Here is a 14,921-nt window from a genome sequence, read left to right as displayed (position 1 = left end):
ACAGGGGCTTTTTCGTGCTCGGGTGGAATCAGTCCCGATCACGCTCCAGCAGCGGCTTGAGGTAGTAACCGGTGTAGGACTGCTTCATCTCGGCCACTTGTTCCGGCGTACCCACGGCAATGATCTGGCCACCCTTGGAACCGCCTTCCGGCCCCAGGTCTACCAACCAGTCCGCGGTCTTGATCACGTCCAGGTTATGTTCGATCACCACCACGGTGTTGCCGTGGTCGCGAAGGCGATGCAGCACGTCGAGCAATTGCTGGATATCGGCGAAGTGCAGGCCGGTGGTCGGCTCGTCGAGGATATACAGGGTCTTGCCGGTGTCGCGCTTGGACAGCTCGCGCGGACAGCTTGACCCGCTGGGCTTCACCACCGGACAGCGTGGTTGCCGACTGCCCCAGCTTGATGTACGACAGGCCGACATCCATCAGCGTCTGGAGCTTGCGCGCCAGGGCCGGCACCGCGTCGAAGAACGCCCGGGCCTCTTCGATGGTCATCTCGAGGGTTTCATGGATGTTCTTGCCCTTGTATTTGATCTCCAGGGTTTCGCGGTTGTAGCGCTTGCTCTTGCACACATCGCACGGCACGTAGATGTCGGGCAGGAAGTGCATTTCCACCTTGATCAGGCCGTCGCCCTGGCAAGCCTCGCAGCGCCCACCCTTGACGTTGAACGAGAAACGCCCCGGGCCATAACCCCGTGAACGCGACTCCGGCACGCCGGCGAACAACTCGCGGATCGGTGTGAACAGCCCGGTATAGGTCGCCGGGTTGGAGCGCGGTGTACGGCCAATCGGGCTTTGGTCGATGTCGACCACCTTGTCCAGGTGCTCCAGGCCCTTGATGCTGTCGTGAGCGGCGGCTTCCAGGGTGGTGGCGCCGTTCAGGGCCGTGGCGCTGAGGGGGAACAGGGTGTTGTTGATCAGCGTCGACTTGCCGGAGCCGGATACACCGGTAACGCAGGTCAGCAGGCCGATGGGGATTTCCAGGTCGACGTTGCGCAGGTTGTTGCCGCGAGCGCCCTTGAGGGTCAGCGACAGCTTTTTGTTGCGCGGCGTACGCTTGGCCGGGACCTTGATCTTGACCCGGCCCGACAAGTATTTGCCCGTTAGCGAGTCGGGGTGCGCCATGACTTCGGCGGCCGTGCCCTGAGCAACGATATGCCCGCCATGCACGCCCGCGCCGGGACCGATATCCACCACGTAGTCGGCCAGGCGGATGGCATCCTCGTCGTGCTCGACCACGATCACCGTGTTGCCGATGTCCCGCAGGTGTTTCAGGGTCCCGAGCAGGCGATCGTTATCCCGCTGGTGCAAGCCGATGGACGGCTCGTCGAGGATGTACATCACCCCCACCAGACCGGCGCCGATCTGGCTGGCGAGGCGGATACGCTGGGCCTCGCCGCCGGACAAGGTATCTGCGCTGCGATCGAGGGTCAGGTAGTCCAGGCCGACGTTCACCAGGAACTGCAGGCGCTCGCGGATTTCCTTGAGAATCTTGTCGGCGATTTCGCCACGCCGACCGGTGAGCTTCAAGCCGCCGAAGTAATCGGTGGCGTCGCCAATCGGCAGGTTGGTCACCGCCGGCAGCGTCTTCTCGCCGACCCACACATGCCGCGCTTCGCGACGTAGTCGGGTGCCACGGCAATCGGGGCAGGGCTGGGTGCTGAGGAACTTGGCCAGTTCTTCGCGCACGCTGGCCGACTCGGTCTCGCGGTAGCGTCGCTCCAGGTTCGGCACGATGCCTTCGAACGGGTGGGAGCGCTTGACGATATCGCCACGGTCGTTGAGGTATTTGAAGTCGACGTTCTGCGAGCCGCTGCCGTGCAGGATGAATTTCTGCTGGTCGGCGGGCAACTCGTTGAATGGCTTGTCCAGGCTGAACTTGTAATGAGCCGCCAGCGAACCGAGCATCTGGAAGTAATAGACGTTACGCCTGTCCCAGCCACGAATCGCCCCTTCGGCCAGGGTCAGCTCGCCATTGACCAACCGCTTGGTGTCAAAGAACTGCTTGACCCCCAAGCCGTCGCAGGTCGGGCAGGCGCCGGCCGGGTTGTTGAAGGAGAACAGCTTGGGTTCCAGCTCGCTGATGGCATGGCCGCAGATCGGGCAAGCGAAGCGTGCGGAGAAAATAATCTCTTCGCCGGGCTCGTCGTCCATCGGGGCGACCAGGGCGATGCCATCGGCCAGTTTCAGCGCGGTCTCGAAGGATTCTGCCAGCCGCTGTTGCAAGTCGGCGCGGACCTTGAAGCGGTCGACCACGACATCGATCGAATGCTTCTTCTGTTTATCCAGCTTCGGCAGTTCGTCCAGCTCGCACAGCTTGCCGTTGACCCGGGCCCGCACGAAGCCCTGGGCGCGCAGTTCTTCGAAGACCATCAGGTGTTCGCCCTTGCGCTCGCGAATCACCGGCGCCAGCAGCATCAGCTTGCTGCCTTCGGGCAGGGCCAGCACCAGGTCGACCATCTGGCTGACGGTCTGGGCTTCCAGGGGAATGTCGTGGTCGGGGCAGCGGGGGATACCCACCCGTGCATACAGCAGGCGCAGGTAGTCGTAGATCTCGGTGATGGTGCCGACCGTCGACCGGGGGTTATGGGAGGTCGACTTCTGTTCGATGGAAATGGCCGGCGACAGGCCTTCGATGGTGTCGACGTCGGGTTTTTCCATCATCGACAGGAACTGCCGGGCGTAGGCCGACAGCGACTCGACATAGCGTCGCTGGCCTTCGGCGTACAACGTGTCGAAGGCCAGGGATGATTTGCCGGATCCGGACAGGCCGGTGATGACGATCAGCTTGTCCCGTGGCAGGGTCAGGTCGATGTTCTTCAGGTTGTGGGTACGGGCCCCACGAATCAGGATCTTGTCCAAAGTGGCCTCGCTCGGCGGGCGTCGAAAACGTAGGAGTATACGGGCAAATACTGGATGGATGCACACTATTGCAGGCGCGATTGCAGCCATACATGAAGACTGCGCGGCAAACGGTCGCCATATACCCTCTCAATCGATGGGACTGGTAGAATCGCCGCCGGTTCACATGAGGTTTTTCCATGCAAGATCCCCACAGCGAACGCATGAGTCGTGGTGAGACACGCGCAGCAAGCGGTCTGGCCCTGGTGTTCGCCTTCCGTATGCTGGGCATGTTCATGGTGTTGCCGGTGCTGGCGACCTATGGCATGGACCTGGCGGGCGCGACCCCGGCCCTCATCGGCTTGGCGATTGGCGCTTACGGCCTGACCCAGGCGATTTTCCAAATTCCGTTCGGGGTCATTTCCGACCGCATCGGCCGGCGTCCGGTGATCTACCTGGGGTTGATCGTCTTCGCCCTCGGCAGCGTGCTGGCGGCCAATGCCGACTCGATTTGGGGTGTGATCGCCGGACGCATCCTACAGGGCGCCGGGGCTATTTCCGCGGCCGTCATGGCGCTGCTGTCAGACTTGACCCGCGAACAGCATCGGACCAAGGCCATGGCCATGATCGGCATGACCATCGGTCTGTCGTTCGCCGTGGCCATGGTGGTCGGTCCCTTGCTGACCCGGGCCTTTGGCTTGTCCGGCCTGTTCCTGGCGACCGGTGCCATGGCGCTTGTGGGGATCCTGATCGTGGCGTTCATGGTGCCGCACGCCACCGGGCCGTTGCAGCACCGGGAATCCGGGGTGGCGCGCCAGGCATTGATCCCGACGCTCAAGCACCCGGACCTGTTGCGCCTGGACTTGGGTATTTTCGTGCTCCACGCCATGCTGATGTCCAGCTTCGTGGCCTTGCCGCTGGCCTTGGTCGAGAAGGCCGGCCTGCCCAAGGAACAGCACTGGTGGGTCTATTTGACCGCGCTGCTGATTTCGTTCTTCGCCATGATTCCTTTCATTATCTATGGCGAGAAACGACGCAAAATGAAACGAGTTTTGCTCGGCGCCGTCGTGACGCTGATGCTCACTGAGCTATTCTTCTGGCAGTTCGGCGATAGCCTGCGGGCCCTGGTGATCGGCACGGTGGTGTTCTTCACCGCGTTCAATCTGCTGGAAGCATCGCTGCCATCGCTGATCAGCAAGGTTTCGCCGGCGGGCGGCAAGGGCACGGCGATGGGGGTCTACTCCACCAGCCAGTTCCTGGGCTCGGCGTTGGGCGGGATCCTCGGCGGCTGGCTGTTCCAGCATGGCGGTTTGTCGGTTGTGTTCCTGGGATGTGCCGCGCTGGCTGCACTTTGGTTAGCCTTTGCTGTTACCATGCGCGAACCTCCCTATGTGACGAGCCTGCGCTTGCCCTTATCGCCCGAGGCGATTCGTGAGGCTGGCCTGACCGAGCGTCTGAAGGCCGTCGTTGGAGTAACCGATGCAGTGGTGGTCGCCGACGAAGCGGCCGTTTATATCAAACTGGACACCGAATTATTGGATCGCGCGACGCTCGAGCGCCTGGTGAACAACCCGGCCCCGACCACGTGCGAAGCCTAGGAGAACGTTATGGCCCGTGGGGTTAACAAAGTCATATTGGTCGGTACTTGCGGCCAGGATCCCGAAGTTCGCTACCTGCCGAACGGCAACGCCGTGACCAACCTGAGTCTGGCGACCAGCGAGCAGTGGACCGACAAGCAGACCGGCCAGAAGGTCGAGAAGACCGAATGGCACCGCGTGTCGATGTTCGGCAAGGTGGCCGAGATTGCCGGCGAATACCTGCGCAAGGGTTCGCAGGTGTACATCGAAGGCAAGCTGCAGACCCGCGAGTGGGAAAAAGACGGCATCAAGCGCTACACCACCGAAATCGTGGTCGACATGCAAGGCACCATGCAATTGCTGGGTGGCCGTCCTCAGGGCGACCAGCAGCAAGGTGGCAACAACTACCAGCAGTCGGCCCCGCGTCAGCAGGCTCCTCGTCCGCAGCAGTCGGCCCCACAGCCACAGCCACAGCGCGAGCGCCCGGCGGCTCCACAGCAGGCCGCGCCGCAGCCGGCTCCGGATTTTGACAGCTTCGACGACGATATCCCGTTCTGATCTGCATAAGATCCAGTGGTAACGGCGCATGAGGCGTTTTAGTCGATGAGGCACCTCACTCGCTGATACTTTAAAGTTCGATAAAAGCCCTCTTCGCTGCAAAGCCAGGAGGGTTTTTTTCGCCCTGTATAAAGCCGAGATATCGCGAGATGGACCCAGGTGATGAGCAGCGCGGATTAACGGACTATGCCGCGAATTGATTAGTCATAAATAATCTTCTGATAGACCGGCGTTTGCTTGGCGCTGTGCTTGATGCGTCGTACTGAGCTGCCGGTGATGAGTTGCCCGCCGAGAAGAAGATTGCCACGAGGAGATCGCGGTTCGAAAAGCTGTTGTCTCAATACCCTTATCGCTTCTGCGCCTAACTCATCGCGGGGCACGTGAAGCGTGGTGAGCGGTATATCGTTGATGTCCGCCAGGTTGAACCCGTCCATGCTCATCACTGAAACATCGTGAGGAACCCTCAAGCCGGCATTCTGGAGCGCTTTAACTGCCCCGGCTGCCATAAAGTCACCCCCGGCCAGGATGGCAGTTGGTCGGTCGTCAGGTGCGCAGTTTTCGATGAAGGCCGCTATCCGCGCTTCAGATTCAGCACTGCCGAAACCCTCGCAAACCATTAGGTGTCTTGCTTCGACAAATTCGAGATTCTGCTCCTTCCATGCATCACGAATTCCACGTATCCGCAGGTCCATCGTGTACCGCCTGAGGCACTGGAGGGTCAGTACATTTCGGTGCCCCATCTGAAACAGATAATTTATCGAATAATGACCGATTAAAAAGTGGTCGGGCGATATCGAGGGCAGGCGCATGCTGCGATCAATGCAGTTGATCAGCACCGTCGGCTTGCTGAGGTCGGCGGCAAGTTGGTGTATGTGCGGATCATCAATACCAATCAGGATCGCCGCACCCGTGTCCTTCTGGTTCATCTTTTCCAAAAACAGTAATGCGTCGCTATCGACCTCTTCAAGCTCGCAGTAGCGGACTCGAACATCATGTTGCGCGACCGCCTGCGTGATGCCCTGGATCACTTTGTAGTAGAAGATATCAGAGCGTACGTTGAAGGCCCGCGAGGGCGCGAAGATGGTCAGCCCGTTGAGCAGGAAACGACCGTTGGCGAGGCTTTCCATTACGCCCTGCTGACGAGCCGCCGCTAAGACTTTTTCTCTCGTGGCCGGGCGTGTATTTGATTTGCCAGCAAGCACCCGCGACACCGTTGCGATGGACAGGCCAGTCTGTGCCGCGATTTCAGCAATGTGTAATTTCCCCACCGCGGCTTATCCATTGAGACAATTTATGTAAAAACTTTCATAGCAGAAAAAGGCCCACAATCCTAGCGTTCTTGGGTTTCTGCCAAGCTGCGGTAGAGAAGAATGTAAATTTATACACGCTTGCTTCTGTACGAATCATGAGCAGGTGCCATAGCGTCAAGCCTCAAATAAAAACAAAACGCCGGAAAATCCGGTGACAGGCGAACTTGATGACTATCGATATCGAACGCAATGCTCGACTTTCGGCCAAGCTAAAATTCATCCCGCATCTGCGTTGGTGGATGCTTTCCCTGTTTTTGCTCGGCGTCACTGTCAACTATATAACCCGCAACTCATTAGGCATCTTGGCCCCGGAACTGAAAACCACGTTCAGCATGTCGACTGAACAATACTCGTGGGTGGTCGCCTCTTTCCAACTGGCTTATACGGTTTTCCAACCCATCTGCGGGTGGTTGATCGATGCGATCGGGCTCAAGCTCGGCTTCGTGATATGCGCCGTCGTATGGTCAGTGATGTGCCTTCTTCATGCTGGGGCTGCGAGTTGGGTGCATCTGGCGATTCTGCGTTTTTTTATGGGCGCTTCGGAGGCTGCGGCGACACCCGCCAATGCCAAGGCGATAGGGGACTGGTTTCCAAAAAAAGAACGACCTATCGCCGCGGGCTGGGCGGGGGTTGGCTTTTCTTTGGGGGCGATGCTCGCCCCTCCCATCATCTATCTGGCTCATGTATCGCTGGGCTGGCAGGGCGCATTTCTAATCTCCGGGGGGATCGGACTGGTATGGGCTGCCGTCTGGGGATGGCTCTACCACGCCCCCAATATCCACCCGCGCTTGTCGCCCAATGAGTTGAAGCACATCCAACAAGACGGCGAAAAAATCGGCCAGCAGATGCCGTTCTTTAAAGCGTTGAAAAAGATTGGCCGGGACAAGCGATTTTACGGTATCGCGCTTCCCGCCTTCATGGCAGAACCAGCATGGGCCGTCATGAGTTTTTGGGTGCCGCTGTATCTGGCCAACGAAAGAGGAATGGACCTTAAGCAAATCGTACTGTTTGCCTGGGTTCCGTTTCTGGCGGCGGATCTGGGCAGTATCGCCAGCGGTTATCTATCACGCGCTTACCATCGTTTTTTCAAATGCACCCGGGTGAACTCGATCGTCGCCAGTTCAATCACCGGCGCCTTCCTGATGTTTTCGTTAGCCGTGATGACACAGGTGCAAGACCCTTATGTTGCGATTGCGCTTATTTCAGTCGGCGGTTTTGGCCACCAGATTATTTCCTGCATGTTAAGTGCACTGGTCGTCGAAACGTTCGATCGGGATGAGTTGGCGACTGTGAACGGAATGCGAGGCTCATGCGCGTGGATTGCCAGCTTTATTTTCTCGCTGATCATCGGTGTCAGCGTGGACAAAATAGGATTCAACCCATTGTTCATTGCAATGGGGCTCTTTGATTTTATAGGTGCGTTTTTCATGATTTTGTTTATCGCAGACAGAGCGTCCAAACCTAAAGCGGTGCGTGCACAATGAAGTCACTTAAAGTCTGGACGTTACAGGCCCAGGAAAAAGGCTACATCGAGCTGCTGGTTGAGGGCCGGCATCTATTTCGAATCTATATCCTTGAAGACGGTTTGGCGCGTGTTCTGCTTATGCGTGCAGGCGCGTTGGCACTGGATCGGACCTGGAGCATTGCGCCCCGGGAGGACGTCGCCTGGCAGGGCCGGGCCCGCGAGTCGGTAGCGGATTTCTCTTTGCCCGCGTACCGGGTCGAAACGCTTCAGGACCGGTTGGTGCTCACCACCCAAAAACTACGCATCACTGTGCATCAGCCGCTGTGGTTACAGTGGGAATACCATGATGGCCAGGCCTGGAGGCCGTTGGTCTCGGATCGGCCCACCGGTGCCTATTCGCTTGACGCTCATGGTGAAGGCCTGGAGCATTACCAGCTTCGCGCGCCTGAACATCGCTACTACGGGCTCGGCGAAAAAACCGGCGATCTGAACCGCACCGGCAGACGTTTTGAAATGCGTAACCTGGACGCAATGGGATATGACGCTGCGAGCACCGACCCGCTGTACAAGCATATTCCCTTTGTCATCACGCACCAGGAACACGCCAGCTTCGGGATGTTTTATGACAACCTGAACACCAGCCTGTTTGATCTGGGTAACGAGCTGGATAACTATCACCGGCCCTATCGTCGGTACAAAGCGGAGGCCGGCGACCTCGATTACTGGGTACTTGCAGGCCCGCGCATACTGGATGTGACGAAGGCTTTCGTCCGTCTGACCGGACGCACCTTGTTTCTGCCTAAATGGAGCCTGGGCTACAGCGGCTCAACCATGCATTACACCGACGCTGAAAATGCCCAGGAACAGTTGCTGGAGTTTCTTGATCTGTGCCGTCAGCACGATATTCCTTGTGACTCTTTTCAACTGTCATCCGGGTACACCTCCATTGGCGAAAAGCGCTATGTGTTCAACTGGAACCATGAAAAAGTCCCGGACCCCAAGGCGCTGGCCCAGGCCTACCGAGAGGCCGGCGTCAGACTGATTGCCAACATAAAGCCTTGTCTGCTGCAGGACCACCCGCGCTACGCCGAGGTGGCCAAGCAAAAGATGTTCATTACCGACTCTGAACACGACAGGCCAGAGCGGTCGGTCTTCTGGGACGATGAGGGCTCTCATCTGGACTTCACCAACCCGGACGCTGTCAGTTGGTGGCAGTCAAATGTCACGTCACAGCTTTTGGAACTGGGCATTGAATCTACATGGAACGATAACAATGAATTCGAAGTGTGGGACGGCGAGGCGCGCTGCCAAGGCTTTGGGCGCGAGATAGCAATCAAACATATCCGGCCCGTCATGGCATTGCTGATGATGAGAGCGTCTTTAGAGGCCCAACAGCGCTTCTGCCCGTCAGAGCGGCCCTACCTCATCTCACGCTCAGGTTGCGCTGGCATGCAGCGCTATGTTCAGACCTGGAGCGGTGATAACCGAACCAACTGGAAAACTCTTCGCTACAACACCCGCATGGGCCTGGGCATGAGCCTGTCGGGGTTGTACAACGTGGGGCACGACGTGGGTGGGTTCTCCGGTAATAAACCGGATCCCGAGCTGTTTGTCCGTTGGGTCCAGAATGGTGTGATGCACCCGCGCTTCACCATTCACTCCTGGAACGACGATGGCACCGTCAATGAGCCATGGATGCATCCAACGGTCACCGATGCGGTCCGTGACGCTATTGGCCTCAGATATAGGTTGATGCCTTATTTCTATACCTTGCTGTGGCAAGCCAGTCACGAAGATGAGCCCATTTTGCGACCTACGTTTCTTGACCACGAGCACGACCTTCAAACGTTCAAGGAAAACGACGAGTTCCTTCTGGGTCGAGACGTTCTCGTCGCCAGCGTTGTAGAGGAGGGCGCACGCGAGCGCGAGGTGTGGCTACCCCTGAACACGACCGGATGGTGCGACTGGCACACCGGTGACTGGTACGAAGGCGGCCAGTACGTTTCGCTGGATGCGCCTTTGGAACGTTTGCCATTGTTAGTGCGAGGGGGCGCTGCGATAGCGACCGGTGAGTGCCACAAGCTTAACGATCCCTCGCTTGATCGACGTCGCGAGCTGGTGATTTTTCCTGCACCTTCAGGCACCTCCAGCGGCGTGTTATTTGAAGATGACGGCATCAGTCATGGCTGGAAAAACGGCAATAGCCTGGAGATCAGATGGACCATTGAATATGGTCTGGACTTCATTGATTTGAAGATCTCTAAAACGGGGGATTTTTGTCCGGCGTGGGAGCAGCTCGAGGTGTCCTTGAAGGGAGCGGACGCGAGAACCCTGCGAATCAACGGCCATAGCGGCTGGGCTTTAAAATTGGCCGACATTGCGGAGCATGAACTTCATTGATCACCTGAGAAATCTTTGCCCTCCCAGTTCGGGAGGGCAAATCCAAGGGGCATCGGAGGCTTTCATATCTCCTAGGAACCGTGCATACGAGTTTCCCTGCCTCAGCTCACAAATCCAGATCCAATACCTCCTGCATCCTCTCGCCAATCGACCGTCTCAACCACTCGGCATGGAACGCCATGTCCCGCACCGTTACATCCCCAAACCGCAGTGCGATCGGTTTGCCATTGGCTCCGGCGAAGCACACCTCAAAGTGACAAACGTTGGCGGAAGCGGTCGTTATGTAAGGCCGGATGGAATGGATGTCACTGTACGGCACGCATTCTTCGGTGGTTGGTCGGGCAGGGCGGCGTTGGGTGAAGGTCAGGCGTTGCTGGCGCTCATCAAAGCAGAAGCCAAGCACTTCAGGCCCGGAGGCGAGCCAGTTGAGCATGCAGACGGCGACGAATGCGCTGATGAACATGAGGACTAAAAACAGGGGATCTTCGATCACGCTTGTGTGAATGGGCGACAGGCCTTGTCCGACATGAAACAGCTCCATCGATAGCACGGCGAGTCCGTAGACCGGCAATGCCAGCAACACCACCACGGCATACAGCATGGTACCCAGGTATCCCGGCCTGGATGCTTCGCTTGAGCAATCCCACGTAGATGGGTGCCGTGGCGCCGATGCCGCAGTGTCGGTCAGGAAGGGAGATTCAACCAGGCGCAGCGGGCGTTTGCGTTTCATGCGGCTGGCTCTTGGGAAAAATACCCGGCCATTCTTATCGTGATTGCCCAGCGACGACTAGTAGCGTCAGTCATCGCAAGCAAATAAAAACCGCGCTTTGGTACTCGAAGCGCGGTTCCCTTTGCCGGCCATTGGGGTGGGATTGCACCTCAGCGGCTGGTCGTCAGAAATTGCTCGGTGCTCACCACACTCGCGTAGGCAAACCCCAGCGACGCCATGAACGCCGCGTGCACCTGGGCGGCCGGTACAACGACGCCGTTGAATTCCAGATCGAGGGTGGCGCAGGCATCGTGGATCACCGTAACGCCGTAGCCCAGGTCCGCCGCTGCCCGCACCACGCCATCGACGCACATGTGGCTCATGCTGCCGACCACCACCAGTTGCTCGATGCCGTGCTGGGTGAGGAGGGCTTGCAGTTCGGTTTCGCGAAACGCATTGACGAAGTGCTTGAGGACCACCGGTTCGTCGGCGCGGTTGAGCACTTTGGGGTGCAATTGTGCGCCTTCGGAGCCTGGGGAGAAGAAGGGCGCGTCGTCGGAGGTGAATTCGTGGCGGATGTGCACCACGCTGTTGCCAGCCTGGCGAAAGGCTTCGATCAACCGTACGGCGTTATCAGCGGCGGCGTCGGCACCGACCAGTGGCCATTTTCCCTGGGGGAAGTAGTCGTTCTGGATATCGACTACGATGAGCGCTTGCTTGGACATGAGGGCTTCCTTGATCAGGTGGGGTAGGGCGCCAGTATTGGCGTTTACCGCCGGGTCGAGGATTGGCCGCAACGACAATAAGCGAGGGAAAACTGACAATGGCGCAACAAAGGGCAGTCGCCGAGCTTGGGGTGCTCATCTACCCCGGCGCGCAAATGGCGGCGGTGCATGGCTTGACCGATCTGTTCGCCGTGGCCCAGCGGATCGCGGCCGAGCACGCCAGTGCACCATTGCCACGGTTGCGGGTCAGTCACTGGCAGACCGACAACGGCGAGACGCCGCGGCGGGTGTTCGACAGCGAAACCGGCCCGGCGGGCCCGTTGGTGGCGTTGCTGATTCCGCCGTCCCTCGCCGGTTTCGACGACGACCTGGCCTCGCCAACGCTGATGGATTGGTTGCGTGCGCAGCATGCGGGCGGCACCGTGCTGGGCGGTGTGTGTGTCGGCTCGATCCTGTTGGCTGAAAGCGGCCTGCTCGATGGGCGCAGCGCCACCACCCATTGGACCTCCGCCAAGGATTTCGCCGCCCGTTACCCGAAGATCAAGCTCAACGCCGACAAACCCATCGTTGACGACGGCGACCTGATCACCACCGCCGGGCTGATGGCCTGGTCGGAACTGGGGCTGCGCCTGGTAGACCGCCTGCTCGGGCCCAGCATTGCCACGCGCACCGCGCAATTCCTGGTGATCGAGCACAGCGACAGCGCGAGCCAGTGCGGCAGTAACTTCGCGCCCATCCTTGGCCATGGCGACGGGGCGATTCTCAAGGTCCAGCATTGGTTGCAAAGCAACGGTGCGGTGGAGGTTTCCCTCGGCGCGATGGCCGAAAGGGCCGGGCTGGAAGAGCGCACCTTCCTGCGCCGGTTCCGTGCCGCCACCGGGCTCAAGCCCACCGAGTACTGCCAGCACCTGCGGGTTGGCAAGGCCCGGGAAATGCTGGAGTTCACCAATGGCACCATCGACCACATTGCCTGGACCGTTGGCTACCAGGACCCCAGTGCCTTTCGCGCGACGTTCAGGAAAATCACCGGGTTGGCGCCGAGTGATTATCGGGCGAGGTTTGGGGTGAGTCCGCCGGGTTCTTCAAAGCAGCAGTGACTCCTTTGTGGCGAGGGGATTTATGTGGGAGCAAGGCTTGCCCGCGATGAAGGCGCTGCGGTCTTTCAGAAATCGAGGCGCCTGTTCGCGGGCAAGCCTTGCTCCCACATAAATCCCCCTCGCCACAGAGGGCTGCGTATGTAGCCCGCCATCGTGCAATTTGCCAGATGCCGGCCGTATGTCGTGCAGAATGAAACAGGCTCGGTGCTATCAACTGCTCACAATCCGCCCGCTTGGCTGACCATCATCGCCCTTCACCTCGTTGGCCTGATCTCTGCACCTCCCTTGTCCAAAGCCATCGAGCGCAGGAAAAAGGGCACCGCATGACATCAGTCAATCGCAACAAACGGGTCGTGGCCTATTCGGTCAATCCACAAGCGCCGCGCCATGAGGTCGAGACCAACCGTGCACTGGCCCAGTGGCTGGCACAGATCCTGGGATGGGCGTACGGCGACAGTCATGACCCCCAGTCCGGTCACGATCTTTATCTGTTGCCCACGCAAACCCTGATCGGCACAGAAGCCTTGATGCGCCTGGGGGTGAAGGGGCCGGAGGATGTGTGGGGTGGCTATGTCGAGCATGATTTTATCTGCACCAAGGCGATTACCCACGGTCTGTTGAATAAGGATGCCGAGGCCCCCAAAGGCTGGTCGCCGCTGTTTGCCAAGCTCACCCGAGGCGCAGTGCTCGATGGCGTAACGGTGTTTTCGCTCAAGGACGCCCGCCCGGCCGCCGAACATTTGCTCTACACCGGGCCGATCCGCATCAAGCCGATCCATGCCTGTGCCGGACGCGGCCAACGGCTGATCAAGAGCCTGGCGCAATTCGATGAAATCGTCGCCGCGCCTGACGCCCAGGCGTTGTTTGGTGAAGGGGTGGTGTTGGAACAGCACCTCAACGAGGTCAAGACCCAGAGCGTTGGCCAGAGCTTCATCAACGGCCAGGTCCTGAGCTATTGCGGCGTGCAACACCTGACCCATGACAGCCAAGGGGTAGAAGTGTACGGCGGGTCGGACCTGCTGGTGGTGCAGGGCGGCTATATCGAGTTGCTCAGGCTTGAACTGCCCGACGATGTGCGCGAAGCGGTGCGGTTGGCGCAAGTGTTCGATGACGCCGCCAACCAGGCCTACCCGAGCTTTTTCGCGTCGCGGCGCAATTACGACATCGCCCAGGGACTGGATGCCGCTGGCCAGCCCCGTGGCGGTGTGCTGGAACAGTCGTGGCGCATGGGCGGGGCCAGCAGCGCCGAACTGGCGGCATTGCAGGTGTTCGTCGAAACGCCTGAAACCAGCGCGGTGCGAGTGTCCTCGGTGGAGACCTACCTCGACCAACCGCTGCCAGCGGGCGCCAGAGAGGTGTATCGCGGCGCGGCGGAAAATGGTGATTTCCTACTCAAATACGTAACGGTTCAATCCTATGACGGCTAGAAGCGAAACGATCCAGATTGCAATTGATGACGAGCATATGAATGGGACCTTCCTGAGTCCCAAATCGAAGGTACCAGGCGTGTTGTTCGTACACGGCTGGGGCGGCAGTCAAGAGCGGGACCTGGAACGGGCCAAAGGCATCGCCGGCCTCGGTTGCGTGTGCCTGACCTTCGACTTGCGCGGGCACACCGGCGGGGCGGGTATCCCGTTGTCGCGGGTCACCCGTGAGGACAATTTGCGGGATCTGTTGGCGGCATACGACCGCCTGCTCGCGCACCCAGCCTTGGATACCTCGGCGATTGCCGTGGTGGGTACCAGCTATGGCGGTTACCTGGCCTCGATCCTGACGTCGCTGCGCCCGGTGCGCTGGCTGGCCCTGCGGGTCCCGGCGCTGTACCGCGACGAGCAATGGCACACGCCCAAGCGCGACCTGGACAAGACTGACCTGCTGGATTACCGCAGTACCCTGGTGCACGCGGGCACCAATCGCGCCTTGCACGCGTGCTCGCAGTTCACCGGCGATGTGTTGCTGGTGGAATCGGAGACCGATACCTATGTGCCCCACGCCACGATCATGAGCTACCGGGCGGCGTGCCAGCAGACCCATTCGCTGACGCACCGGATCATCGACGGCGCCGACCATGCCTTGAGCGACCCCGTGTCACAACAGGCCTACACCTCGATCCTGGTGGACTGGATCACGGAAATGGTGGTGGGAGAGCGGTTGAGCATTATCCAGGCGCGGTGATCGTGGGGTGTCTGTGGGGGCCTCATCGCGAGCAAGCTCGCTCCCACAATGGACCTGTGTGA

General features: G+C 59.4%; 10 protein-coding genes and 1 pseudogene. 7 read left to right on the top strand and 4 right to left on the bottom strand.

Translation table 11 applies throughout. The annotated features are described in order from the left end of the window. Positions 1–28: 28 nt before the first annotated feature. Positions 29–2,864 (bottom strand): annotated as a pseudogene (gene uvrA, locus PSH84_RS25410) (excinuclease ABC subunit UvrA). 179 nt (positions 2,865–3,043) lie between these two features. Here uvrA and PSH84_RS25405 point away from each other — a divergent pair. After that, a complete protein-coding gene (locus PSH84_RS25405) occupies positions 3,044–4,441 on the top strand; it encodes an MFS transporter (RefSeq protein WP_122566149.1) in 1,398 nt (465 codons plus the stop codon). Positions 4,442–4,450: 9 nt separating this feature from the next. Beyond that, positions 4,451–4,978, top strand: a complete 528-nt coding sequence (locus PSH84_RS25400) for a single-stranded DNA-binding protein (RefSeq protein ID WP_305481978.1) — start codon at positions 4,451–4,453, stop codon at positions 4,976–4,978. Between the two features lie 200 nt (positions 4,979–5,178). Here the strand turns inward: PSH84_RS25400 and PSH84_RS25395 are convergent, their stop codons facing one another. Then, positions 5,179–6,246: a LacI family DNA-binding transcriptional regulator gene (locus PSH84_RS25395; RefSeq protein WP_305481977.1), complete on the bottom strand. Its 1,068-nt coding sequence runs from the start codon at positions 6,244–6,246 to the stop codon at positions 5,179–5,181. A gap of 209 nt (positions 6,247–6,455) precedes the next feature. Here PSH84_RS25395 and PSH84_RS25390 point away from each other — a divergent pair, with 209 nt between their 5' ends. Further along, positions 6,456–7,772 carry an MFS transporter gene (locus PSH84_RS25390; RefSeq protein WP_122566152.1) on the top strand — a complete coding sequence of 439 codons (1,317 nt, stop codon included), beginning with the start codon at positions 6,456–6,458 and terminating at the stop codon, positions 7,770–7,772. After that, entirely contained in the window at positions 7,769–10,153 is a 2,385-nt protein-coding gene (locus PSH84_RS25385) for a glycoside hydrolase family 31 protein (protein WP_305481976.1), read from the top strand. Before PSH84_RS25390 ends, PSH84_RS25385 begins: the two co-directional genes overlap by 4 nt. A 106-nt stretch (positions 10,154–10,259) precedes the next feature. On the opposite strand, the gene PSH84_RS25380 is transcribed toward PSH84_RS25385, so the two are convergent. Together PSH84_RS25380 and PSH84_RS25375 are read right to left on the bottom strand one after the other, a co-directional pair. After that, complete coding sequence (locus PSH84_RS25380) at positions 10,260–10,883, bottom strand: hypothetical protein (protein ID WP_305481975.1); 624 nt, start codon at positions 10,881–10,883, stop codon at positions 10,260–10,262. 149 nt (positions 10,884–11,032) lie between these two features. Next, a complete protein-coding gene (locus PSH84_RS25375) occupies positions 11,033–11,587 on the bottom strand; it encodes a cysteine hydrolase family protein (protein ID WP_122566155.1) in 555 nt (184 codons plus the stop codon). 98 nt (positions 11,588–11,685) lie between these two features. On the opposite strand from PSH84_RS25375, the gene PSH84_RS25370 reads away from it, so the two are divergent. The 3 genes from PSH84_RS25370 (at position 11,686) to PSH84_RS25360 (ending at position 14,859) form a co-directional block, all read left to right on the top strand. Continuing rightward, complete coding sequence (locus PSH84_RS25370; protein WP_122566156.1) at positions 11,686–12,684, top strand: GlxA family transcriptional regulator; 999 nt, start codon at positions 11,686–11,688, stop codon at positions 12,682–12,684. 323 nt (positions 12,685–13,007) lie between these two features. Next, entirely contained in the window at positions 13,008–14,111 is a 1,104-nt protein-coding gene (locus tag PSH84_RS25365; RefSeq protein WP_305481973.1) for a DUF3182 family protein, read from the top strand. Continuing rightward, complete coding sequence (locus tag PSH84_RS25360; RefSeq protein WP_122566158.1) at positions 14,101–14,859, top strand: alpha/beta hydrolase family protein; 759 nt, start codon at positions 14,101–14,103, stop codon at positions 14,857–14,859. Before PSH84_RS25365 ends, PSH84_RS25360 begins: the two co-directional genes overlap by 11 nt. The last annotated feature ends 62 nt before the right edge of the window (positions 14,860–14,921 follow it).

Source organism: Pseudomonas beijingensis (assembly GCF_030687295.1).
Taxonomy (GTDB): domain Bacteria; phylum Pseudomonadota; class Gammaproteobacteria; order Pseudomonadales; family Pseudomonadaceae; genus Aquipseudomonas; species Aquipseudomonas beijingensis.
The sequence above is the reverse complement of the archived record's forward strand: the minus strand, read 5'-3'. Positions and strand labels throughout refer to the sequence as shown.